The organism is Stenotrophomonas forensis, assembly GCF_028752115.1.
GTDB classification, from domain to species: Bacteria; Pseudomonadota; Gammaproteobacteria; order Xanthomonadales; family Xanthomonadaceae; genus Stenotrophomonas; species Stenotrophomonas forensis.
The window spans coordinates 4,477,874-4,498,151 of record NZ_CP082270.1 but is presented as its reverse complement, the minus strand read 5'-3'; the positions used below and the strand labels follow the sequence as shown (position 1 = coordinate 4,498,151).

The window sequence follows — 20,278 nt, the reverse complement described above, 5'->3', positions numbered from 1 at the left end:
GCTGGGCGTGATGGCAGTGCCGGTTAGAGGGAGGGAGGTCGCCCCCCTCCCTTAAAGCCTAGCGACAGCTGATTCGATTGAAGATGCCTTGAGTCAGGGGGAACGGCTGCTCAATGCCATGTGACACGACTTCCGCGAGGTCCGGAACAAATAGAAACTGCGGGGCACTCTTGAGGTTCCTTAGATCTTCATTCACATGCAGGGACTGATCCCAACCGAAGATGGGCATGTCCCGAATGGCCCGGGGAGCATCCGGATCGGGCTGGTGCCATGACGGCTGCGTAAAGTCATCTACGTAGATAAGGGACGAGTACGAACCGCTGCCCTTGTCGGCGATGAACCAAGCCTTGAAGCCCCGGGATCGGTCTTCCAGAGTGACTCCAAGTGTGTTCCCTGTTCCAGGCATTGCTAGCGGCTGGATTCGAGCGTGCAGTGCAGGGTTGCCGGAGTAAACGTACTCCGCTACCGCGCTTCCACACTCCGCAGCTGAGGCGCCGGTCGACATCAGCACCCCTGCGAGTACGCAAGTGGCTAGCTTGGCTTTCATGGAATTTCTCCTGTGACTTCTGAGTGGGCTCAAGGCTGACGCTGCGGAGGGCCAACGATGACCGTACCGCCGGTGCCGCCGCTTGAACCCCCGCCACCTCCTCCAGAGTGGCCACCACTGCCGGCGCCCCCCGTACTTCCATCAGGCGGTGCCGTTGTTCCGGCGGAAACGCTGGTGAAGCCGAGCACCGTAACCTTGCCGTTGTAGTCGGAAACAACCGGAGACGACCATTGCGTGCTGTTGGGCCCGAGATGGTGCTTGATCTCCACGTAGTCGTCGATCAGAAGGGTAGTCGGAATCGTTCCGGCTTGGCGGCCCGCAGCCCATCGAGATTCGAAGTTGCGAATGTCGTCGTACATCGCTGCGATCTGATCGTTCGTGCTCGATCGATCGAGCGCTCCATGACCCAGATAGTCCCAAGTACTAGCGTCGTACTGGTACAGGCCTTGAACGTTGGAGTTGGTAGGATTGCTGGTCATCGAACCCAGGGAACTTTCATAAAACGCCTGGTTGACTGCCATTCGAATCTCTGGAGCCAGCATGTTGTGCGCTTTCCCATAGTCCACGATCTGTCCCAGTGTCGCTGCCTGAGCGTCGGAAAGGCTGGCATTGAACTTGACTGTGTTGCCTGCCGGAGTTTTGTAGGTACGACCTCCGGAAACGCTTGCTTCTTCTTCCTTGCTAAGCGGACGCATGTTTGTATCTCAAAGGTTGGTTGAATGCCCGGGGGAGCGATGGCCAGCCGGTGTTGAGATTGGCGGCTCCCTGCGAGCTCGGGCCTTCGGTCCTTCTGAAGGTGCGACTCGGACAGCTCGGCGAGTGTAAAAGTTCGTCGAATAATCGATGTGCCAAGGTCGGCAAAGTCCTGTGTTGCTTTGCAGATGCGTCAAGCTAGGCCCCGTGATGGCAAGGTTGCAGTGACGACGCGTGTCGGCCGGAGTCGGCGAGGGAAGCTCTCGTGGCGGCATCGATGCTCGACTGGCCGCGGGTTCGATCACGCAGATTCAACATCTGTCGCAAGTCGTCGCGCCCACCAACGCCATATGGTCAGTGCAGATCGGTTGATCGTGGCCGGCATGCGCTTTGGGGGAGCTGGGGTTTGCTCGCATCCAGCGCATCGGTAGCGGTTATGCCCTCACCTACGCCGGATGAAGAAGGACTGATCGTTCTGAAGGCGGCGTCTGCTTCTGGCCGGAAGCGGACCTGCCGGCGCCAGACAACGCAATCAAGAATGCTAGAGTCCGCTCTCGAACCGAAGCGGACGTTCGCCTCCTTCAGACATGGGCGACACCCGAAGGTCCAGTGGTTCAACTACCTGGTGTTCTTGGGTCTCAATGATCGATCTGCCTTGTCCATCATGTGGCTTCCTGACCCTGGAGGACTGCTACGGATCATTTGCCATATGTCCGATCTGCGACTGGGAGGATGACGGAGTGCAGCTTGCCAACCCAACATCCGCCGGCGGAGCCAACGGCGAGTCTCTGGCGCAAGCCCAGCAGAATGTTGTTTCCAGGTTCCCTCTTGGCGTCCAGGTTGCAAGCGGCTTTCGCCGCGGAACCAGCTGGCGCCCCTTGTCCAGCGCGGAAATTGGGCGCTACGAAGCCTTGAGGGGAGGCAAACACTGGCACAGCAAGGCTGTCTCGCACGAGGGGGAGGCTTACTGGTCGAGCTTGGGCGTTCTCTCGATCTAAGGCCACTTTGCGGTTCATCTCATGACGTTTACGCATGTCCGCTACTGGCCGAAAGCGGACATCGTTCGACGACCTGCTGCATTGATCTTCCGTCAGCCAAAGCACGGGTCTCTCCTTCCATCAGTTGATGATTTCCCCACTCCCCGAAGCAACAAACGCCCTCAACTGCCGAACGAACTCCGCGTCGTAGAGCTCCCACTCCACAATCTCCCCCACAATCCGCAACGGCTGCGCACTCCGATACGAACGCGTCGGGTTCCCGGGAAACTTCTTGTTGGTCACATTCGGGTCGTCTTCAAACGGCCCGGTCGGCTCCACCACATACACGCGCGGCCGCCCCTCGCCCCGGGCCATCTCCGCAGCCAGCCCAGCGCCCTTGGCAATCGTGGTGAAGTAGATGTGGTTCATCACCACACTGTCGCGATAGTTGGAGCGGAAGCCCGCGCTCAGCAGTTCGCCCACCGCCAGGTCAGCGCGGGTGCCGTGATAGAACGGCCCGGCGACCTGGTCGCAGGTGTCATGCGAAATGGGTGTCCATTCGGTGTCCTGCGCCATCGGCACTGCCCCTCGCTGTCCTGTCGGATCGACAGGCCGGCGAGTCTAGGGCGCCCGGTGGGCCTTGCGGCAAGGCCCCATCCGCGAAATACTCTGTAAGTGGGAGGCGCGGTGCGCCTCCTTTTTTCATTCTGCGGCGCCGCGCCCTTCCAGCTCGCGCACGGCCGTTTCCAGCGCATCCAGCTTCTCGCGTGTCTTCAGAAGTACGGCGCGCTGCACTTCGAACTCCTCGCGGGTGACCAGGTCGAGCTTGGCCAGGCCGGCCTGCAGTGCGCTCTTGAAGGTGGCCTGCAGTTCCTCGCGCGATTCGCGCAGGCCCGGCGGCACCAGGTCGCTGAGGCGACGGGCGAGGTCATCGATGTGGTTCAGGTCGATCATGGGGTGCTCCGTGGGGGGGGGGCCCGTGCATCCGGCGCGGGCAGGCCAATCGGCACAAGGATACTGCCGGCACCCACTGCCCGGACAGGCCGCAGCGGCTTCGCACGGGCCGCGTTCAGGCGCTATCCTCCACGCCGGAAGACAGGAGATAGACGATGAAGATGGTCATGGCGGTGATCAAGCCGTTCAAGCTCGACGACGTGCGCGAAGCGCTGGCCGAGCGTGGGGTTACCGGGATCACGGTGACGGAAGTGAAAGGCTTTGGGCGCCAGAAGGGCCATACCGAGCTGTACCGTGGTGCGGAGTACGTGGTCGATTTCCTGCCGAAGGTGAAGCTGGAAGTGGCGGTGACCGACGACCAGGTGGAGGCGGTGGTTGAGGCCATCGTGAAAGCTGCCGGCACCGGCAAGATTGGTGACGGCAAGGTGTTTGTCTACGACCTGGGCAGCGTGGTGCGTATTCGTACCGGTGAGTTGGACGCGGACGCGTTGTAACCTGGTTTTGTGCGTATTCGGGCTGTAAAGCGGCTTTTGTAGAGTCGAGCTTGCTCGACTGAAGCGCAGAGCAGTCGAGCAAGCTCGACTCTACAAAGAGCGGTAGAGCGGTCGAGCAAGCTCGACCCCTACCAAAGAAAAGCATTCAGGGGCGCTTGGCCCACCTGTAGAACCGCTTCCAGCCCTGACGCACCGCCGCTACCCAGCCCGGGTCGGCCACCAGCGCGGCCTGCGCGGCACTCGGCGCCTGGCCGGTCACGCGCTGGCGGATCTTCAGCAGGTTCTTCATGTCGCTGCGGCGCATCTGCCGGCTCAGCGGGCCGCGGCGCAGCCAGCGGGGTACGCTCCAGGCCGAGGTGAAGTCCAGCAGCACGGGCACGCCGCCGCTGACCACCACGTTGGTGCCATGCAGGTCGTTGTGGGTGATGCCGGCCGCGTGCAGGCGGCTGAGCGCGTGCTGCAGCTGCTCGAACACGTCGTTGCCGACGGCCTGGGCGGTGCTGAGGGTCTGGCCGGGAATGAATTCCATGCCCAGTGCCAGGCCACCGAGGGTGCCAAGCAGGGCCGGGGCGTGTTTCCAGCCGCCGAGGCGCTGCAGCATGCGCGCTTCACGGCGAACCATCAGCCGGGCGATCAGTGAAACCGGGGTGCCGCGGTAGCGGGAGTAGTCCTTGATGACCGCTTCGCGCCCGTCCAGGCAGGTGCGGTAGACGTCGGGGGCGAGGAAGCGTTTGCCGCGCTTGAGCAGCAGCGGCGCCGCGGCGTCATCGCCGCAGGAGGAGGGGGGCAGTGCAGGGAGATACATGTCGGGGTCTCGGTCGACCCGGTGGGTGGCGCAAAGCGTCAAGCGAACCGGTGTTACAGGAAGTTACTAAGCTTTCGTTAATTTTAGTACTCGCCAGTTCGCTAATCGACGATTTGTCGGAGAAATGTCGGGGGCGTGGCTGGAACAGTTCGTCACATCAAATCGGACATTTCTGTCTCACTTTGTGTGATGTTCTTTATGCATCAACAGGTTGGGCGCTCTTTCGGCCCCTTCCACCGCGTTCAGCTGAACGCGGCGCACGCCCGGCTTGACCCCGGCGCACGGCCTGCCGACCATAAGCTGTTAACCCGCGACATCGGCGGCCGCCCCCTCCGGCACGTCCCCGTCCCCTGCCGCGCTTCCCACCGGTGCTGGCCGCCAGGCCGTGCATCGCCCCGTTTCCCGTTCCGGCCGCGGCTGGAGGAAAGTGCTTTGATCATCAAAATCGTCATTGCAGCGCTGTTCGTGGCCTGCGTGCTGTACATCCACTTCCGTGGCAAGGTCCGCGCGCGCTGGTCGCGCCAGTTGCTGGACCACTCCAGTTTCATGGCCCCCATCAACGTGGTCATGTACATGTTCTCGAAGGTGCCGACCACGCCGTTCCTGGACCCGGCCAAGGAGTTCCCGCAGCTGGAGCCGCTGCGCCAGAACTGGCAGATGATCCGCGACGAGGCATTGGCGCTGCGCGATGCGCAGAAGATCGCCGCCTCCAGCACGTTCAACGACGCTGGCTTCAACTCGTTCTTCCGTCGTGGCTGGAAGCGCTTCTACCTGAAGTGGTACGGCCCGTCGCACCCGTCGGCGAAGGCGATGTGCCCGAAGACCACGGCGTTGCTGGAGTCGCTGCCGGACGTGCGCGCGGCGATGTTCGCGCAGCTGCCGTCGGGCAGTGAACTTCGCCCGCACCGCGATCCGTTCGCCGGTTCGCTGCGCCTGCACCTGGGCCTGGCCACGCCCAACAACGACGGCTGCTACATCGAAGTGGACGGCATCAAGAAGAGCTGGCGCGATGGCGAGTGGATGATGTTCGACGAGACCTACATCCACCATGCGCACAACGAGACGCCGGATGACCGCGTGATCCTGTTCTGCGATATCGCCCGCCCGCTGCACTTCGGCCTGCCGGGCCTGTTCAACCGCGCGGTGGCGGCCACGCTGCTGGCCGGTGGTGCCTCGCCGAACCTGCCGGGTGACCCGACCGGCGGCGTCAACAAGGCGTTCGGCAGCGTGTACAAGGTGCGGCTGAAGGCCAAGGCACTGCGCGAGCGCAGCGTGGTGGCCTACCAGCTGATCAAGTGGGGCCTGGTGGTGGCGGTGATTGCCGGTATCTGGGCGCTCTGAATTGTAGAGTCGAGCCATGCTCGACTGCATTTCAGTCAGATTGCAGTAGCCCCGCAGAAGAGCAGTCGAGCATGGCTCGACTCTACAGAAGGCAGAAACCCGCGCTGTTGCCAGCGCGGGTTTTTTGTTGGATCAACCCTTCAGCGCCGCCTGCACGAACGGCGGGGTCACCAGCACGCCGGTGTGCAGCGCGGCGGTGTAGTAGAGGGTGTTGAAGGTCTTGGCGGCCGAGTCGGCCTGGCGGAAGTCGAAGCTGCTGTCGCCCTTGCGCGCCATGGTCACGCTCCACCAGCCGGTGGGGTAGCACGGCTGCGGGAACGGCAGGGTCTTGAACGAGCCGAAGCCGGCCTTGCCCATCTCGGTGCGCATTTCGTTGATCAGGTCCAGCTGCATCAGCGGCGACTCGGACTGCTGCACCAGGATGCCGTCGTCCTTCAGGGCCTTGAAGCAGCTCTCGTAGAAGGCCTTGTTGAACAGGCCTTCGCCCGGGCCGACCGGATCGGTCGAGTCCACGATCACCACGTCCACGCTGCCGGCCGGGCAGTTGGCCATGTAGGCCACGCCGTCGTCGAACAGCAGCTCGGCGCGGGCGTCGTCGTTGGAATCGCACAGTTCCGGGAAGTGCTTGCGCGCCATCACCGTGACCTGCTCGTCGATATCGCACTGGGTCACGCTCTCCACGCCCTTGTGCTTGAGCACTTCGCGCAGGGTGCCGCAGTCGCCGCCACCGATGATCACCACGCGCTTGGGCGCGGCGTGGGTGAACAGCACCGGGTGGCTGATCATCTCGTGGTAGAAGAAGTTGTCCTTGCTGGTCAGCATGATGGCCCCGTCGATGGTCATCAGGTTGCCCCAGTCGGTGGTCTGGAAGATCTCGATCTTCTGGAACGGCGACTGCACCTCGTCCAGCTTGCCGGTGATGCGATAGCCGATGGCCGAGCCGGTGCGCTCGAAGTGTTCGATGTACCAGTTGTTGCTGTCAGTCATTGGAAAACAGTCCTGTTCGGAGGGGTGAAGCCGGGCTGGCGGGCGGGGCCGCGTGGCACAGATGCCACATCCGGACGGATCGGCCCGTTCAGGTTGGAACCTGTCACGGGCGCGGGCGCGCATGATAACGAACCTGTGGGCATATAGGCGTTATCATGCCCCCCCTTTTATTGCCAACAAGGCCGACTGAAATGACCGATTGGTCCCTCGACCAAGCCCGCAAGACCTACTCGATCCCGCATTGGGCGGACGGTTACTTCGACGTGGATCAGGCCGGGCACATGGTGGTGAGACCGACCGGGGCGGACGGCCCGGTGGTGTCGCTGCCCAAGGTGGTCGATGCGGCGCGTGCGGCCGGTGCCAAGCTGCCGCTGCTGGTGCGCTTCCCGGACATCCTCGGCCAGCGCCTGGGCAAGCTGCAGGCGGCCTTCGGCCAGGCCCAGCAGGACTGGGAATACAGTGGCGGCTACACCGCCGTGTACCCGATCAAGGTCAACCAGACCCGTGGCGTGGCCGGCACCCTGGCCAGCCACCATGGCGAGGGTTTCGGCCTGGAAGCGGGCAGCAAGCCCGAGCTGATGGCCGTGCTGGCGCTGTCGCGCCCGGGTGGCCTGATCGTCTGCAACGGTTACAAGGACCGCGAGTACATCCGCCTGGCCCTGATCGGCCGCAAGCTGGGCCTGCAGACTTTCATCGTCATCGAGAAGCCGTCCGAGCTGAAGCTGGTGCTGGAAGAGTCCAAGGCGCTGGACGTGAAGCCGGGCCTGGGCGTGCGCATGCGCCTGGCCTCGCTGGGCGCCGGCAAGTGGCAGAACAGCGGTGGCGACAAGGCCAAGTTCGGCCTGTCGCCGCGCCAGCTGCTGGACCTGTGGAAGTCGCTGCGTGACACCGAGTACGCCGACTGCCTGAACCTGCTGCACTTCCACATGGGCTCGCAGATCTCCAACGTGCGCGACATCGCCAACGGCATGCGCGAAGCCACCCGCTACTTCGTGGAGCTGTCGCGCCTGGGCGCGAAGATCACCCACGTCGACGTGGGCGGTGGCCTGGGCGTGGATTACGAAGGCACCCGTTCGCGCAGCTTCTGCTCGATCAACTACGGCCTGCATTCCTACGCCAGCAACATCGTGCAGCCGCTGGCCAATGCCTGCGAAGAGTTCGGCCTGACCCCGCCGCGCATCGTCACCGAGTGCGGCCGCGCGATGACCGCGCACCACGCGGTGCTGATCGCCAACGTCTCGGAAGTGGAAGAGGCGCAGGAAGGCCGCGTGCCGGACCAGCACGACGACGAGCCGGCGGCGATCCGCCACCTGCGCGAGATCCACGACGAGCTGGACGTGCGCCCGGCGGTGGAACTGTTCCAGGAAGCACAGCACTTCCACGCCGAAGGCCTGGCCAGCTACGCGCTGGGCCAGATCGACCTGCCGCAGCGTGCGCGCATCGACGATCTGTTCTACGCCATCGCCCACGGCGTGCGTGCGCGCCTGAGCTATGACGAGAAGAGCCACCGCCCGGTGCTGGATGAGTTGAACGAGCGGCTGGTCGACAAGTACTTCGTCAACTTCAGCGTGTTCGAATCGATCCCGGACGTGTGGGCGATCGACCAGGTGTTCCCGATCGTGCCGATCGAGCGCCTGGACGAAACCCCGGACCGTCGCGGCATCATCGCCGACATGACCTGCGACTCGGACGGCATGGTGGAAACCTACGTCGAGAACGAGAGCCTGGACAGCTCGCTGCCGCTGCACAAGATGAAGCCGGGCGAGAGCTATCGCATCGGTTTCTTCATGGTCGGCGCCTACCAGGAAATCCTGGGCGACATCCACAACCTGTTCGGCGATACCGACGCGGTGGAAGTGCTGGCCGATGCCGATGGCTATGCCATCACCCAGCAGCGCCGTGGCGATACCACCGACGTGATGCTGGACTACGTGGGCTACCGCCTGGACGAACTGCGTGCCACCTACGCACAGCGCGTGGCCGAGGCCCAGCTGTCGCCGGAACGTGCGCAGGAACTGTCGGACGCGCTGGAAGCCGGCCTGACCGGTTACACCTACCTGTCCGACGAACCGCTGGTCTGACGTCGAAGGAAACGCCGGGCATGGCCCGGCGCTGCCGGCCCTGATGAGCGCACGCGCGATCTTCCATCTGTTCCTGCATGCCGCCGTGCCAGCCCTGCTGGCATGGCTGTTCTGGCGCAAGCGTTTCGCTTCGGCGTGGCTGCTGATGCTGCTGGGCTGGATCATCGATCTGGACCACCTGCTGGCCGATCCGATCTATGCGCCGAACCGCTGCAGCATCGGCTTCCACCCGTTGCACACCGCGCCGGCCATCGCGGTCTATGCCGGTCTGTGCGTGCCGAAGAAGACGCGGTTGTTCGGCATCGGGTTGATGATCCACATCGTGCTGGACGCGATCGATTGCTGGTGGATGCACCACCGCTGATGAGTGACGTGCTGAGCCGAGCCCACGCTCGGCTGCGCCTGGGTCCGTCCCGCCTCGACCTAGTCAGCCGGCGCCAGCGGCAGTTCCAGCCGCGCGCGCAATCCGGGGTTTTCGTTCGACAGGCGCAGTGAGCCGCCGTGGCTGGCGGCGATGTCGGCTGCGATGGCCAGCCCCAGGCCGCTGCCTTCCACCCGTTCGTCCAGGCGTACGCCACGCTGCAACACGCTCTCCAGCTTCGCCTCGTCCAGGCCGGGGCCGTCGTCGCGCACTTCAATGTGCAGCCGGTCCTGCTGGGCCAGGGCGCGCAGCCGCACATCGTGGCGGGCCCACTTGCCGGCGTTGTCCAGCAGGTTGCCCAGCATTTCTTCCAGATCGGTCACGGCACCGGCGAAGGCCAGCCCGGGGGCCACGTCCACCCGGAAGTGGATGCCACGGCCGGCGTGCACGCGGGTCATCAGCCGGCACAGCGCTTCGGCGGCGGGGGCCACCTCGCTGCGCTGCCGGTGGTCCACCGCCAGGCCGGCGGCCAGATAGCGGTCGATGCTGGCGCGCATGCGCGCACCCTGTTCGTGCAGCGTACGCCGCCAGTCGCGGCCGTCGCCCTGTGTCTCGGCGGCCAGCACGCTCAGGGGCGTCTTCAGTGCATGGGCGAGATCTTCCGCACTGCTGCGCGCACGCGCCACCATGCGCTGGTGGTGGTCGAGCAGGGCGTCCAGTTCATCGGCCAGCGGTGCGATTTCCAGATCGAGCTGGCGGCGGTCGATACGTTCGGCTTCGCCACGCCGGATGCGCTCAAGCTGCTGGCGCAATCCGCGCAGCGGGCGCAGCCCGAAATGGACCTGGCTGGCCAGCACCGCCAGCCACGCGGCCACCAGCACCGCCAGCGCAATCGCGGTGCGTTGGCGGAACGCGGCAACATCGGCATCCAGTGCGCTGCGGTCGTTGGCCACCACGGCGACATAGGCCTGTGCCGCACGGGGCAGGCGCACCTGCTGCACGCGGGCGCGCAGTGATTGCTGCATCGGCCCGGGCAGGTTGCGCTGGGTCGGGCCGTCGGCGGTGGCGGCCAGGGTCTGGTCCCACAGCGAGCGCGACTGCAGCAGCACCTTGCCCTGCTGGTCCGCGATCTGCCAGTACGCACCGGAGAACACCCGCTGGAAGCGGGCGTCGTTCGGTTCCTGGCGCAGGCGCAGCTGCCCTTCCGGGTCCACTTCGGCCTGCGCCAGCAGGGTCAGCATGTCCTGCTGCAGCTCGTGGTCGAGGCGGTCACGCGCGCTGCGCTTGAACAGCTCGCCCAGCAGGACGCTGGCCAGTACCGAGACCAGCACCAGACCGATGCCGGCGACCAGCAGCAGCCGGCGGCGCAGCGAAGGCTGGCGCGCGCTCATGCCTCGGCCAGCCGCCAACCCTGGCCACGCACGGTATGGATGAGGTCGGTGCCCAGCTTGCGGCGCACCCGCCCGAGCAGGACGTCCAGCGCGTTGGAATCGGGATCGTAGCCGCCTTCGAAAACCTGCTCGCCAAGGCGGTCGCGGCTGATCACGCTGCCGCTGTGGTGGATGAAGTAGCTCAACACGCGGAACTCCTGCGGACTCAGCGCCAGCGCCTGCCCATCCAGCTCGAAGCGCCCAGCATTGACGTCCAGCTGCAACGGGCCGCACTGCAGGCGCGGGCTGGCATGGCCATGGCTGCGGCGGATCAGCGCCCGCAGGCGCAGCACCAGTTCGTCGGCCTGGAAGGGCTTGGTGAGGTAGTCGTCGGCGCCGGCATCGAAGCCGGCCAGTTTGTCGTGCCAGCGACCGCGTGCGGTCAGCACCAGCACCGGGAAGCTGCGGCCATTGCCACGCCAGCGCTCGATCACGCTCAGCCCGTCCAGGCCGGGCAGGCCCAGATCGACGATCGCGGCCTGCAGGTCCTCGACCTGCCCGATCTCCTCGGCCTGGCGCCCGTCGGCCACCGTGTGCACGACGTAGCCGGCCTGTTCCAGCAACGGCACCAGCCGTTGAACCAGCGCCGCATCGTCTTCGGCCAGCAGGATACGCATCAGTCGTCCAGCTCCGTCTTCAACAGCTTTCCATTGCGCGCATCATAATCCAGCTCCACCACCACGCCGTCGGTGCGCAGGATCTCCACCTCGTAGACGCCGTCGTCCAGCTCCACTTCCAGCAGCTGGCCCGGATAGCGCCGGAGCGCATCACGCACCACGCCTTCCAGCGGCACATAGCGGCCCTGCTGCACGGCACGGCGCGCAACCTGCTGCGCCGGGTCCTGCGTCGGAGCGGCAGCGTTCGGGGCGCTGGCCAGGGCCAGCAGCAGGGCGAGGGTGGGGAGCATCGTGACTGCGCCAGGAAGGGGAACCGGCGCGAGTATGCCGATGGCGACTAACCGTTGCCTAACAGCCGCGGCTAAGGCGCTGTTAACCGGGGCATGCATCGTGGCGGTGCCGGGATGATCCGGCCACGAACAGGAGAACCCCCATGTTGAAGTCGTTCACTCTCGCCACCGTTGCTGCGCTGGCCATCGCACCGGCCGCGCAGGCCGCACCGCTGGGCATGGCCCAGGTCGAACAGACCCTGCGCAAGGCCGGCTATACCCAGATTCACGAGATCGAGCGCGATGACGGCCTGTGGGAAGCCGACGTGAGCCGTGCCGATGGCCGCTTCAGCGAGGTCTATGTGGATCCGAAGACCGGCGAGATCTTTGATGAACACAGCAGCCGCGCGATGTTGACCACCGAGCAGGTGCTGGCACGGGCGCAGGCGCATGGCCTGCGCGAGATCCATTCGCTGGAACGCGATGGTGCGACCTGGTCGCTGGAAGCGCGCAATGCCCGCAACCAGAAGGTGGAGGTGCGCCTGAGCGGATATGACGGCCGCATCCTGCACAGCGAGCGCGATGGTTGGCTGGATTGACCTGCTGGTAGTGCCGGCCGCTGGCCGGCAACCCATGATCGTTTCCAACCCCGCGAGTCGCCGGCCAGCGGCCGGCGCTACCGTGCGACTACCAGCCGAGCATGGGCTCGGCTCTAGAGGGTCGGCGTTACCAGCCGTACGGCGGCGGGTAATCCCAGCCCGGGCCGCGGCCGTAGTAGCCGCCGTACGGGCCGAAGAAGCCCGGGCCCTTGCCTTCGCTCACGTGGATGTTGACGTTGACCCCGTGGGTCTTGCCCTCATCGGTGGTGTAGTTCTTGCTGAGGTTCAGCGTGGCGGCGTTGTAGTGGCTGTTGCCACCGTTCTTGGAATAGCCGATGCCGGTGGTGAAGCTGCCGGACACCTTGACCTTGTCGTCGGTCACGTCGGCGATCCTGGCATCGTCGTGCACGCGTGGGCCGCTCTTGTCGCCGTAGTAGGTGCCGGGCGGGTCCTGCTGCAGGGCGGGGTCGTTGAGGTAGCGCATCGGCGCCTGCGGCAGCGACAGGTCCAGGCCGGCCGCCTGCGGCGCGGTGGCGCCGGCAGCGGACTGGGCCAGCACGGTTCCCGGCAGGGCCAGGCACAGCAGCAGGGTCAGGGGGCGGATCATGACGGCGCTCCAGCGGACAGGTGGCCACGCAACACGCGGCGGTACAGGCCGACGCTAGCAGGGGTTGCTTGAATGATGCCTGTCGGCGGCCGCTTGCGGTAGATCCGGGCCTGCTCGATTGCGGCCTCTGTAGAGTCGAGCCATGCTCGACTGCTCATGCCGACAGCAGTCGAGCATGGCTCGACTCTACAAAAGGCGGGCGCTACGGCAACCGTTCAAAGCTGAACAGCCCTTCCAGCGCGTGCTTCCGCCGCTCGATCCGGGCCCGCAGCAGCTGCGCGCCGATCATCGAGTAGGTGATGCCATTGCCGCCGTAGGCCATGGCGAAATGAACCCGGGGCCCCCACTGCGCATGCGGGCCGAAGAACGGCAGGCCATCGGCCGTTTCAGCGAAGGTGCCGGCCCAGGAGAAGGCCGGCACCGGATCCAGCCGTGGGAACCAGTGCAGCAGCTGTTTCATCAGTTTGTCGGCCTTGCGCTCTACGCGCCGGTCGCGGCGGGCGGGGATGTCGATGGCATCGTCCAGCCCGCCCACCAGCAGGCGGCGGTCGCCAGTGGCGCGCAGGTACAGATAGGGGCGGGCGCTCTCCCACACCATCGTGTTGCGCAGCCGGCCCAGCACGTCGGCATCGATCGGATCGGTGATGAAGGCGTAGCTGCTGCGGTTGCGTGCGACCCGCTGTTCAAGCCAGCGCTGGTTGGCATAGCCCATGGCCAGCACCACGTGGCGGGCGTGGACGGTGGCGCCGGCCTCGGTCAGCGCACGCACGCCTCGCGGGCCCGGCGTGAGCGTGTGCAGCACGGTACGGTCATGCACGTGGCCGCCACGTCGGCGCATGCGCTGCAGCAGCGCATAGGTCAGCCGGTAAGGGTCGACCCGTGCCGCCTGGCGGGTCAGCAGCGCACCACCGGCGTCCACGTCGAAGCGTTCCCGCAGCGCCTCCGGGCCCAGCCAGCGCGCATCCAGGCCGATGCCCCGCCGCGCGGCACCCTCGGCCATCAGGCGTGGCACGTCGCGATGGCGGCTGGCCAGGTACAGGCTGTCCATGCGCTGGAAGTCCACGTCCTTCAGGCCGCGGGCCACCTCGCCCAGCGCCGGGATTGCCTCGGCACAGGCGAGGTAGGCCCGTGCGGCGGCGTCCTGCCCGTAGCGCTGGGCCAGCTCCAGCAGATGTGTGTCGATCTCGTACTGCAGCAGCGCGGTGCTGGCGGCGGTGCTGCCCCAGCCGATGTCGCGCTGTTCGATCACCGCCACATCGTGGCCATGGTGGGACAGCTCGTCGGCGATCAGCGCGCCGGTAATGCCGCCGCCGACCACCAGCACGTCGCAGCGCAGGTCCTGCTGCAACGGCGGGAAGGCGTGGATCAGGCCGTTGCGTACTGCCCACCACGGGTAGCCACTCTTCAGGTCCATGCGCGACGAAGCTCAGGCAGTGGGGTGGCCGGTGTGCGGGGTCTGGATCAGTTCGGACAGATCGAAGCCCTGCAGGCGAGCCGCCGCCAGATAATGGTCCTGCACGGTCGCGTCCAGCCGCGGCTCGCGCGCCAGCAGCCACAGGTACCTGCGGTCCGGGCTGCCGACCAGCGACACGCTGTAGTCCGGGGCGATCTGGATCACCCAGTAGTCGCCCTTGGCAAACGGCAGCCAGCGCAGGCCCTTGGGCAGGAAGCTCACTTCCAGGCGCGCGCTGTCGTTGTCGACGGCACAGGCCTCGCCACTGGCCTCTTCGATCTCGCCGTCCATGCGGCAGCGGTTGGTGACGCCGACGTTGCCGTTGTCGAGCAGGGTGTAGTGCGCCGACACGTCGGTGCACCCCTCCGGCTCGTGGCGCATCGGCAGGCGCGCGATCTCGTACCAGGTGCCCAGGTAGCGGGGCAGCTTGAGGTCGGCGACGGTCTTCAGCGGTGGGTGGTCGGTCATCGGCGGTGGTGGCAGGGGAGGGCCTCCACGATGCCGATGGCCTTGCCATGGGCGGGTGAAGCCGGGGCGATGGCCGTGTCCAGAACGTTCCGTCGCCCCGGCGGAGTGCACGTTGTCATCGGCGTGGCGGTATCCTGCCGCCAGCGCCGTGTTTTCCTGATCCAACCGAGGTGGAGGTGCCGATGTACCAGGTGATCCTGTTGAAGAGTGAATCCGCGTTCGCGCGCGAACAGTGGCCGCAGGTCGATGATCTGGTCGACTACGAAGGCGTCAGCTACAGCCTGCGCGCCGGCCCGCGCCAGCCGTTGCCGACCGACCACGACTGGCACCCGGTGGCGGTGTATGCGCCCGACGAGATCACCGAGGAAGAGTTCCAGGACTGGTACGCGCTGCAGCAGCCCACGGTGGAAGAGCTGCGCCTGAAGTACTGACGCTCGACGCTGCCGGGGCTGCCCACCCGCCCTTTATCGGCGGTGCCGTATAGTCGCGCGCAGGCGCGGTGGTCCGCGCGAACCGGTGTGGCTGGCGTGTCTTCTTTCCTGCGATCGATCCGTGCACGGGGCCCTTGGCTGGCCCTGCTGCTGTGCAGCGTCTTCCTGCTGTCCGCGCCGGTGCTGGCGCAGGACGAGGACCCCACGCCGAAGCAGCAGCTGGCGGATATCGACTCCAGCCTGAAGGAGATCGACCGCAAGCGTGGCGATGCGGAAGCCATCGAGACGCTGGCGATGCTGTCCGAGAATGCCTCGCAGGCACGGCGCGATGCCGAGGCGCTGGAGAAGTCGCTGCAGCCGCAGCTGGACCGCCTCGACGAGCAGCTGGCGCAGCTGGGCACGCCGGCCGAGGGCGCCATCGAGCCGCCCGAACTGGCGGCGCAACGGCGCACCCTCAACAAGCAGCGCGACGGCTTGGCCGCATCGGTGGCCCAGGCCAAGGCCAGTGCCGTGCGCGCCCAGCAGCTGGCGACCGACATCGACCAGCAACGCGCCGCACAACGCACCGAGGAGCTGGGGAAGAAGGTCGCCTCGCCGCTGTCGCCTGCGCTGTGGAGCAAGGTGGCCGAGCGCCTGCCGATCGATATCGCACGGGTTGCGCCGTTGGCAGAGCAGGGACGCGATGCGTTCGTCGCCGGTATCCGCGCCAATGGTTGGGGCACGCCGTTGCTGGGCCTGGTGGCCGCGCTGGTGATGATGTTCCCGCTGCGGTTGTGGCTACGCCGCCTGGGGCGGCAGTTCGCTGCGTCCGACCGTGCGCCCGATGGCCGTCTGCGCCGTTCCGGGCTGGCCATGTGGTTGTTGCTGGTGGGCACGCTGCTGCCCGGCTATGCGGTGGTGGTGTTCATCGCCTCGCTCAACGCCATCGGTGCGATTGCGCCGCGCCTGCAGAACGTGGCCGACGGCGTGCAGCAGGCCACCTTCGCCGCCGCGTTCATCGCCGCGCTCAGTGCCTGCCTGCTGGTGCCGTCGCGGCCCTCGTGGCGGTTGCTGAACCTGGATGACACCGCCGCGCTGAAGTTGCGCAAGTACGCCTGGGGCGCGGCGGCGCTGGCCTGGCTGAGCACGGTGCTGGTGGCCATCGACCAGGCCACGCGCACCAGCGATGTCACCACGGTGGCGCTGGACGGTGTGATCGCGCTGACCTACCTGGGCCTGATCATGGCCATGCTGGTGACCCTGGCGCGCCTGCATCGGCGGCAGACCGCCGAGGCCGAAGCCAAACTGGAAGCGCAGGCCGAAGGTGTGGGCGCGAGCACGCCGGTGCGCCGCAGCAGCTGGCTGGTGCTGGCGCGCGTGGCAGGCAACATCGCGGTGGTGGCGGCCATCATCGCCACGTTGCTGGGCTATCTGAATTTCGCCAAGTTCGTGAACCAGCAGCTGATCGGCGGCAGCATCGTGGTGCTGGCGGCAACCCTGTTGTTCAAGTTCGTTGATGACCTGAGCACCTGGATGCTCAATGCCGACAGCAAGGTCGGCCAGACCATCCTGCTCAGCACCGGCCTGAGCGTGTCGCGGCTTGAGCAGGCCGGCGTGCTGCTGTCGGCGGCGCTGCGCACGATTGTCGTGCTGCTGGCATTGCTGGCGCTGGTGGCGCCGTTCGGAAACATCGGCGCGGTGGTGGAGCGCTTCTCCTCGCTGTTCACCTCAGGATTCGACGTCGGTGGAACCAAGCTGGAACCAGTGAGGATCGTGCTGGCGGTGCTGGTGCTGCTGGCCGGCCTGGCAATCACCCAGCTGGTGCAGCGCTGGCTGACCGACACCTACCTGCCCAAGACCGAGTTGGACCTGGGCGCACGCAACTCGGTCAGTACCGTCGCCCGTTACGTGGGCATCATCATCGCGGTGATCTGGGCGCTGTCGGCCATGGGCCTGCAGCTGAGCAAGCTGGCGTTGCTGGTCAGCGCGCTGTCGGTAGGTATCGGCTTCGGCCTGCAGGTGATCACACAGAACTTCGTGTCCGGCCTGATCCTGCTGGCCGAGCGCCCGGTGAAGATCGGCGACTGGGTGAAGCTGGGCGACCAGGAAGGCGACATCCGCCGCATCAGCCTGCGCTCGACCGAGATCCAGGTGGGCGACAAGTCGACGTTGATCGTGCCCAACTCCGAGCTGGTCACCAAGACCGTGCGCAACATGACGATGGGCAACAACCAGGGCCGCATCCAGATCCAGTTCGCGGTGCCGCCCAGCACCGATGTCGGCAATCTGCGCCAGGCGCTGCTGGATGCGTACACCGCGCATACCAACGTGCTGAAGCAGCCGGCGCCGACGGTCTACATCGACAGCATTGCCGGTGGCCAGATCACGATGAACAGTTTCGCCTACGTGGCCAGTCCGCGGCAGGTTTATGCCACCCGCAGCGATCTGTACTTCAGCCTGTTGCAGATCCTGGCGGAGCGGAACATTCCGCTGTCGACCCCGACCGACATCCACATCACCCGCGATCCGCAGGAGTAGGGGTTTCTTTGCAGGGCTGCGCCCTGCACCCGCTACGGGCTAGAGCAAACGCAACAGCAACAGCAACAGCGTGCATTCCGTGGGATGGCGGGGTGGGTCCGGTTGCGGGGGACGCCGTAAACCCGTCCATGGGGGCTTGGCCGCGGCATCCATGCCGCGGACACCCCCGCAACCGGACCCACCCCGCCTTCGACAGTTGGCCGCGATCTGTCGGAACGGCGTTCTGCTCTGGTGGGTGTCGACCTTGGTCGACACGGTAGATCTGATCCGAATTTGATTATCGATATCTGAGAGACGTGTCGACCAAGGTCGACACCCACCGACAGCCGCAGGAATCCGTCAGAGGTGGGGCGGTGTCGGAGTGCGGGGTGTCAGCCGCATGGATGCGGCTGCCAAGCCTACAAGGATGTACTTGCGGCGTCCCCGCACTCCGACACCGCCCCGCCATCCCAGGGAACGCTCGCTGTTGCTGTTGCTCGTGATTCGGCAGGTGCAGGGCGCAGCCCTGCAAAGAAACCCTACCCCCGCGGGCGGCTGCGCGAGGGCACCAGTGCGAACGTGTCCACCGCCAGCTTCTCGGCATGGTTCAACCACGCACGGATCTCCAGATCATCCACTTCGTGGTCCAGCCCGAAGGACACGTTGATCTTGCCGTTGGCATCAGGCTGTACCCACTGCTGCGCCAATACCACCTTGCGCTGCGAGGACACCGCCTCGATCCAGAAACCGCGATCCGGGCGCGTGCTCGCCACCAGCTGCAGCATGTACTGGCCGGCACGGGTGCGGCGGCCCTTCTGGGTGATCATGTGCGCCTGGCGCACGCTCGGGCGCGGGCCCTGGAAGGCGTCCAGTGGTGCATCCACCGCGATGCCGCCGCGCAGGTCATTGTCACGGTAGAGCTTGATGCCGTTGTCGCGGTTGACCAGCAGGGCGCACCAGTCGCCGTCGGCCGAGCCGTCCTCGAACGCGGTGCAGCGGTCGACGTAGGCCAGGGTATTGTCCGGGTTCGCGTCATCGAACTGGCGCGAGGTGTTTTCCAGATACACCGACTTCAGGCCCCAGTCCTTGTCGTACTCCAGCAGCACCGGTGGCTGCACGTGCTGCAGGCCGACCACTACCTGGTCATCGCCATCGATCTTCAGTTCGCGGGTCGGTTCGCCCAGCCACAGTGAACGCGCGAAGGCGAGGTACTGCGGATAGTCCCGGCCCCCCTCGCGGCGTGCGGCCACGCTGGCACTCGGTGCGCGCTTTTCATCCAGCAGCGAACGGCCGAAGCCCATGGTCTGCAGCTCCGGGTCGAGCAGGCTGAGCAGGGTGGCGCCGGAATCGAGCGTCGAACCGTCCTCCACCGCCAGCTGGCGCGGTGCCACGCCGTTGCCGAGGAACAGCAGCAGGTTCTCGCGCTTCTGCTGGGTCAGGATGTGGGTCAGATCGTTGGGCATCGCCAGGTGGTCGGAGGCGATCACGATCAGCGTGTCCTTGCCGTACGGGCTGGCCTGGATGCGCTGCACCAGCTGCGAGATCAGCCGGTCGCTGCACTTGAGCGCGTTGAGCATGTTGATGTTGCCGTACTGGCTCTGGTAACGCTCGCCCTTGCACGACACCGGCAGGTGGCCGGCGGGATGATGGGTGTCCATCGTAAGCGTGGTCAGCATGAACGGTGAGCCCGCACGCGAGAGCTGTTCGAAGCGCTGGTAGGCGGTATCCAGCAATACGTCGTCATGCACGCCCCAGGCCGAGTAGTGGATGCGGCCGATCTTCTTCTGCTGCTTGAACCACGCCAGGTCGTGCACTTCATCGAAGCCGTGGCTGGCCAGGAACTGGCCCTTGCCGGCGAACTGGCCGTTGGCGCCGCCCAGGTAATGATTGGTGTAGCCCTGCTGCTTCAGGTAGTCGCCTAGGCACACGGCCTTGGGCAGGAAGCTGCCCATGCGGTCCATGCTGTTCTCGTCGCCCTGCGAGGTGGTCAGCGGCACGCCGCACATCGACGACACCAGGCCGGCGATGGTCCAGCCGCTGCCCTCGGCCGAGGCCAGCCCACGCACGTCCAGCGACTCGGAGGCCAGGCGGTTGAGGTTGGGCATCAGGCCCGGAAACACGTTCTCGTCCAGGTAGGTGCGCTCCAGGCTTTCGCCGTAGATCCAGACGATGTTGCGCGGGCGCTGCAATGGCTGCGTCGGCACCTGGTACTCGGGTGCGATGCGGGCGAAATCGACCGGGCGCAGCTGCTGGTACAGGCGCTGGCCGTCGCGCGCCAGCGGGCTGATCATGATCGTGGCCACCCACACTGCCGCGAAGCCTGCAAACCAGGCAGCACCGTGGCCGGGCCGGCGCCAGCGCTTCACCCGCGTGGCAATCAGCGGCAGCAGCGAGACCAGCGCCAGCACGATGAAACCGGCGATATAGCCCTTGAAGTCGGCAACGCCGGCACCTTCCATGTCGGCGCCCAGGTGGTACAGGGTGGCGGCATTGAGCCCATCACCGGACAGCTTGTCGATCAACCACCACGCACTGAGTGCAAGCAGCAGCAGCGAGAACGCACCGGCCTTCCACCACACCCACTTGTCGGACGCGAGGAACAACCAGCACAGCAGCAACAACGACAGCAGCAGTATCCAGAGCATAGGCAGCTTCGGCAGTGACGGGG

General features: G+C 65.9%; 21 protein-coding genes. 8 read left to right on the top strand and 13 right to left on the bottom strand.

The features are described 5' to 3' along the window. Window positions 1-58: 58 nt before the first annotated feature. Window positions 59-547 (bottom strand): hypothetical protein, encoded by a 489-nt coding sequence (locus K5L94_RS20620; RefSeq protein ID WP_274511272.1) that lies wholly within the window; start codon window positions 545-547, stop codon window positions 59-61. 29 nt (window positions 548-576) lie between these two features. Beyond that, entirely contained in the window at window positions 577-1,242 is a 666-nt protein-coding gene (locus tag K5L94_RS20615) for a hypothetical protein (protein WP_187299782.1), read from the bottom strand. A gap of 585 nt (window positions 1,243-1,827) precedes the next feature. Here K5L94_RS20615 and K5L94_RS20610 point away from each other — a divergent pair. Next, window positions 1,828-2,238, top strand: a complete 411-nt coding sequence (locus tag K5L94_RS20610) for a CPCC family cysteine-rich protein (protein WP_337999988.1) — start codon at window positions 1,828-1,830, stop codon at window positions 2,236-2,238. A gap of 120 nt (window positions 2,239-2,358) precedes the next feature. On the opposite strand, the gene arr is transcribed toward K5L94_RS20610, so the two are convergent. Beyond that, window positions 2,359-2,793 carry an NAD(+)--rifampin ADP-ribosyltransferase gene (gene arr / locus K5L94_RS20605; protein WP_274511270.1) on the bottom strand — a complete coding sequence of 145 codons (435 nt, stop codon included), beginning with the start codon at window positions 2,791-2,793 and terminating at the stop codon, window positions 2,359-2,361. 126 nt (window positions 2,794-2,919) lie between these two features. Further along, complete coding sequence (gene ubiK, locus K5L94_RS20600; RefSeq protein ID WP_049456468.1) at window positions 2,920-3,171, bottom strand: ubiquinone biosynthesis accessory factor UbiK; 252 nt, start codon at window positions 3,169-3,171, stop codon at window positions 2,920-2,922. Window positions 3,172-3,326: 155 nt separating this feature from the next. Between ubiK and K5L94_RS20595 the strand changes: the two genes are divergently transcribed. Then, window positions 3,327-3,665, top strand: a complete 339-nt coding sequence (locus K5L94_RS20595; RefSeq protein WP_005411374.1) for a P-II family nitrogen regulator — start codon at window positions 3,327-3,329, stop codon at window positions 3,663-3,665. A 145-nt stretch (window positions 3,666-3,810) separates the two neighbouring features. On the opposite strand, the gene K5L94_RS20590 is transcribed toward K5L94_RS20595, so the two are convergent. After that, window positions 3,811-4,470, bottom strand: coding sequence for an RIO1 family regulatory kinase/ATPase domain-containing protein (locus K5L94_RS20590; RefSeq protein ID WP_274511269.1), 660 nt, complete (start codon window positions 4,468-4,470; stop codon window positions 3,811-3,813). Window positions 4,471-4,905: 435 nt separating this feature from the next. Between K5L94_RS20590 and K5L94_RS20585 the strand changes: the two genes are divergently transcribed. After that, the gene (locus K5L94_RS20585; protein ID WP_040009311.1) at window positions 4,906-5,811 is read left to right on the top strand and encodes an aspartyl/asparaginyl beta-hydroxylase domain-containing protein; all 906 of its coding nucleotides are present in this window, start codon (window positions 4,906-4,908) and stop codon (window positions 5,809-5,811) included. A 132-nt stretch (window positions 5,812-5,943) separates the two neighbouring features. Here K5L94_RS20585 and speE read toward each other — a convergent pair whose 3' ends face one another. Beyond that, complete coding sequence (gene speE, locus K5L94_RS20580; protein ID WP_008268330.1) at window positions 5,944-6,798, bottom strand: polyamine aminopropyltransferase; 855 nt, start codon at window positions 6,796-6,798, stop codon at window positions 5,944-5,946. Window positions 6,799-6,989: 191 nt separating this feature from the next. On the opposite strand from speE, the gene speA reads away from it, so the two are divergent. Both speA and K5L94_RS20570 read left to right on the top strand, forming a co-directional pair. Then, window positions 6,990-8,879 carry an arginine decarboxylase gene (gene speA / locus K5L94_RS20575; RefSeq protein ID WP_133935788.1) on the top strand — a complete coding sequence of 630 codons (1,890 nt, stop codon included), beginning with the start codon at window positions 6,990-6,992 and terminating at the stop codon, window positions 8,877-8,879. A gap of 43 nt (window positions 8,880-8,922) precedes the next feature. Next, window positions 8,923-9,243, top strand: coding sequence for a DUF6122 family protein (locus K5L94_RS20570; protein WP_006474656.1), 321 nt, complete (start codon window positions 8,923-8,925; stop codon window positions 9,241-9,243). Between the two features lie 59 nt (window positions 9,244-9,302). On the opposite strand, the gene K5L94_RS20565 is transcribed toward K5L94_RS20570, so the two are convergent. Genes K5L94_RS20565 through K5L94_RS20555 form a run of 3 tightly spaced genes read right to left on the bottom strand, consistent with a single transcriptional unit; the run spans window position 9,303 to window position 11,577 of the window. Continuing rightward, entirely contained in the window at window positions 9,303-10,631 is a 1,329-nt protein-coding gene (locus K5L94_RS20565; RefSeq protein WP_053451025.1) for an ATP-binding protein, read from the bottom strand. Then, window positions 10,628-11,287, bottom strand: a complete 660-nt coding sequence (locus tag K5L94_RS20560; protein WP_053451024.1) for a response regulator transcription factor — start codon at window positions 11,285-11,287, stop codon at window positions 10,628-10,630. Before K5L94_RS20560 ends, K5L94_RS20565 begins: the two co-directional genes overlap by 4 nt. Next, window positions 11,287-11,577, bottom strand: coding sequence for a PepSY domain-containing protein (locus tag K5L94_RS20555; protein WP_274511268.1), 291 nt, complete (start codon window positions 11,575-11,577; stop codon window positions 11,287-11,289). The genes K5L94_RS20560 and K5L94_RS20555 overlap by 1 nt, the downstream gene beginning before the upstream one ends. 143 nt (window positions 11,578-11,720) lie before the next feature. On the opposite strand from K5L94_RS20555, the gene K5L94_RS20550 reads away from it, so the two are divergent. Then, complete coding sequence (locus K5L94_RS20550; RefSeq protein ID WP_274511267.1) at window positions 11,721-12,155, top strand: PepSY domain-containing protein; 435 nt, start codon at window positions 11,721-11,723, stop codon at window positions 12,153-12,155. Between the two features lie 127 nt (window positions 12,156-12,282). Here K5L94_RS20550 and K5L94_RS20545 read toward each other — a convergent pair whose 3' ends face one another. The 3 genes from K5L94_RS20545 to K5L94_RS20535 form a co-directional block, all read right to left on the bottom strand. Then, window positions 12,283-12,762 (bottom strand): hypothetical protein, encoded by a 480-nt coding sequence (locus K5L94_RS20545; RefSeq protein ID WP_053451023.1) that lies wholly within the window; start codon window positions 12,760-12,762, stop codon window positions 12,283-12,285. A 202-nt stretch (window positions 12,763-12,964) separates the two neighbouring features. Further along, complete coding sequence (locus K5L94_RS20540) at window positions 12,965-14,176, bottom strand: NAD(P)/FAD-dependent oxidoreductase (protein WP_274511266.1); 1,212 nt, start codon at window positions 14,174-14,176, stop codon at window positions 12,965-12,967. A gap of 12 nt (window positions 14,177-14,188) precedes the next feature. Further along, window positions 14,189-14,683 carry a lipocalin family protein gene (locus K5L94_RS20535; RefSeq protein WP_053511756.1) on the bottom strand — a complete coding sequence of 165 codons (495 nt, stop codon included), beginning with the start codon at window positions 14,681-14,683 and terminating at the stop codon, window positions 14,189-14,191. Between the two features lie 182 nt (window positions 14,684-14,865). Between K5L94_RS20535 and K5L94_RS20530 the strand changes: the two genes are divergently transcribed. Then, window positions 14,866-15,114 (top strand): hypothetical protein, encoded by a 249-nt coding sequence (locus tag K5L94_RS20530; protein WP_006474562.1) that lies wholly within the window; start codon window positions 14,866-14,868, stop codon window positions 15,112-15,114. Between the two features lie 87 nt (window positions 15,115-15,201). Continuing rightward, the gene (locus tag K5L94_RS20525) at window positions 15,202-17,631 is read left to right on the top strand and encodes a DUF3772 domain-containing protein (RefSeq protein ID WP_274511265.1); all 2,430 of its coding nucleotides are present in this window, start codon (window positions 15,202-15,204) and stop codon (window positions 17,629-17,631) included. 518 nt (window positions 17,632-18,149) lie between these two features. Here K5L94_RS20525 and K5L94_RS20520 read toward each other — a convergent pair. Beyond that, entirely contained in the window at window positions 18,150-20,255 is a 2,106-nt protein-coding gene (locus tag K5L94_RS20520; protein WP_274511264.1) for a phosphoglycerol transferase I, read from the bottom strand. Between the last annotated feature and the right edge of the window lie 23 nt (window positions 20,256-20,278).

Coding starts and splice junctions, on each gene's coding strand:
- K5L94_RS20620 (WP_274511272.1), bottom strand. CDS start 547: ATGAAAGCCAAGCTAGCCACTTGCGTACTCGCAGGGGTGCTGATGTCG.
- K5L94_RS20615 (WP_187299782.1), bottom strand. CDS start 1,242: ATGCGTCCGCTTAGCAAGGAAGAAGAAGCAAGCGTTTCCGGAGGTCGT.
- K5L94_RS20610 (WP_337999988.1), top strand. CDS start 1,828: ATGGGCGACACCCGAAGGTCCAGTGGTTCAACTACCTGGTGTTCTTGG.
- arr (WP_274511270.1), bottom strand. CDS start 2,793: ATGGCGCAGGACACCGAATGGACACCCATTTCGCATGACACCTGCGAC.
- ubiK (WP_049456468.1), bottom strand. CDS start 3,171: ATGATCGACCTGAACCACATCGATGACCTCGCCCGTCGCCTCAGCGAC.
- K5L94_RS20595 (WP_005411374.1), top strand. CDS start 3,327: ATGAAGATGGTCATGGCGGTGATCAAGCCGTTCAAGCTCGACGACGTG.
- K5L94_RS20590 (WP_274511269.1), bottom strand. CDS start 4,470: ATGTATCTCCCTGCACTGCCCCCCTCCTCCTGCGGCGATGACGCCGCG.
- speE (WP_008268330.1), bottom strand. CDS start 6,798: ATGACTGACAGCAACAACTGGTACATCGAACACTTCGAGCGCACCGGC.
- speA (WP_133935788.1), top strand. CDS start 6,990: ATGACCGATTGGTCCCTCGACCAAGCCCGCAAGACCTACTCGATCCCG.
- K5L94_RS20570 (WP_006474656.1), top strand. CDS start 8,923: ATGAGCGCACGCGCGATCTTCCATCTGTTCCTGCATGCCGCCGTGCCA.
- K5L94_RS20565 (WP_053451025.1), bottom strand. CDS start 10,631: ATGAGCGCGCGCCAGCCTTCGCTGCGCCGCCGGCTGCTGCTGGTCGCC.
- K5L94_RS20560 (WP_053451024.1), bottom strand. CDS start 11,287: ATGCGTATCCTGCTGGCCGAAGACGATGCGGCGCTGGTTCAACGGCTG.
- K5L94_RS20555 (WP_274511268.1), bottom strand. CDS start 11,577: ATGCTCCCCACCCTCGCCCTGCTGCTGGCCCTGGCCAGCGCCCCGAAC.
- K5L94_RS20550 (WP_274511267.1), top strand. CDS start 11,721: ATGTTGAAGTCGTTCACTCTCGCCACCGTTGCTGCGCTGGCCATCGCA.
- K5L94_RS20545 (WP_053451023.1), bottom strand. CDS start 12,762: ATGATCCGCCCCCTGACCCTGCTGCTGTGCCTGGCCCTGCCGGGAACC.
- K5L94_RS20540 (WP_274511266.1), bottom strand. CDS start 14,176: ATGGACCTGAAGAGTGGCTACCCGTGGTGGGCAGTACGCAACGGCCTG.
- K5L94_RS20535 (WP_053511756.1), bottom strand. CDS start 14,683: ATGACCGACCACCCACCGCTGAAGACCGTCGCCGACCTCAAGCTGCCC.
- K5L94_RS20530 (WP_006474562.1), top strand. CDS start 14,866: ATGTACCAGGTGATCCTGTTGAAGAGTGAATCCGCGTTCGCGCGCGAA.
- K5L94_RS20520 (WP_274511264.1), bottom strand. CDS start 20,255: ATGCTCTGGATACTGCTGCTGTCGTTGTTGCTGCTGTGCTGGTTGTTC.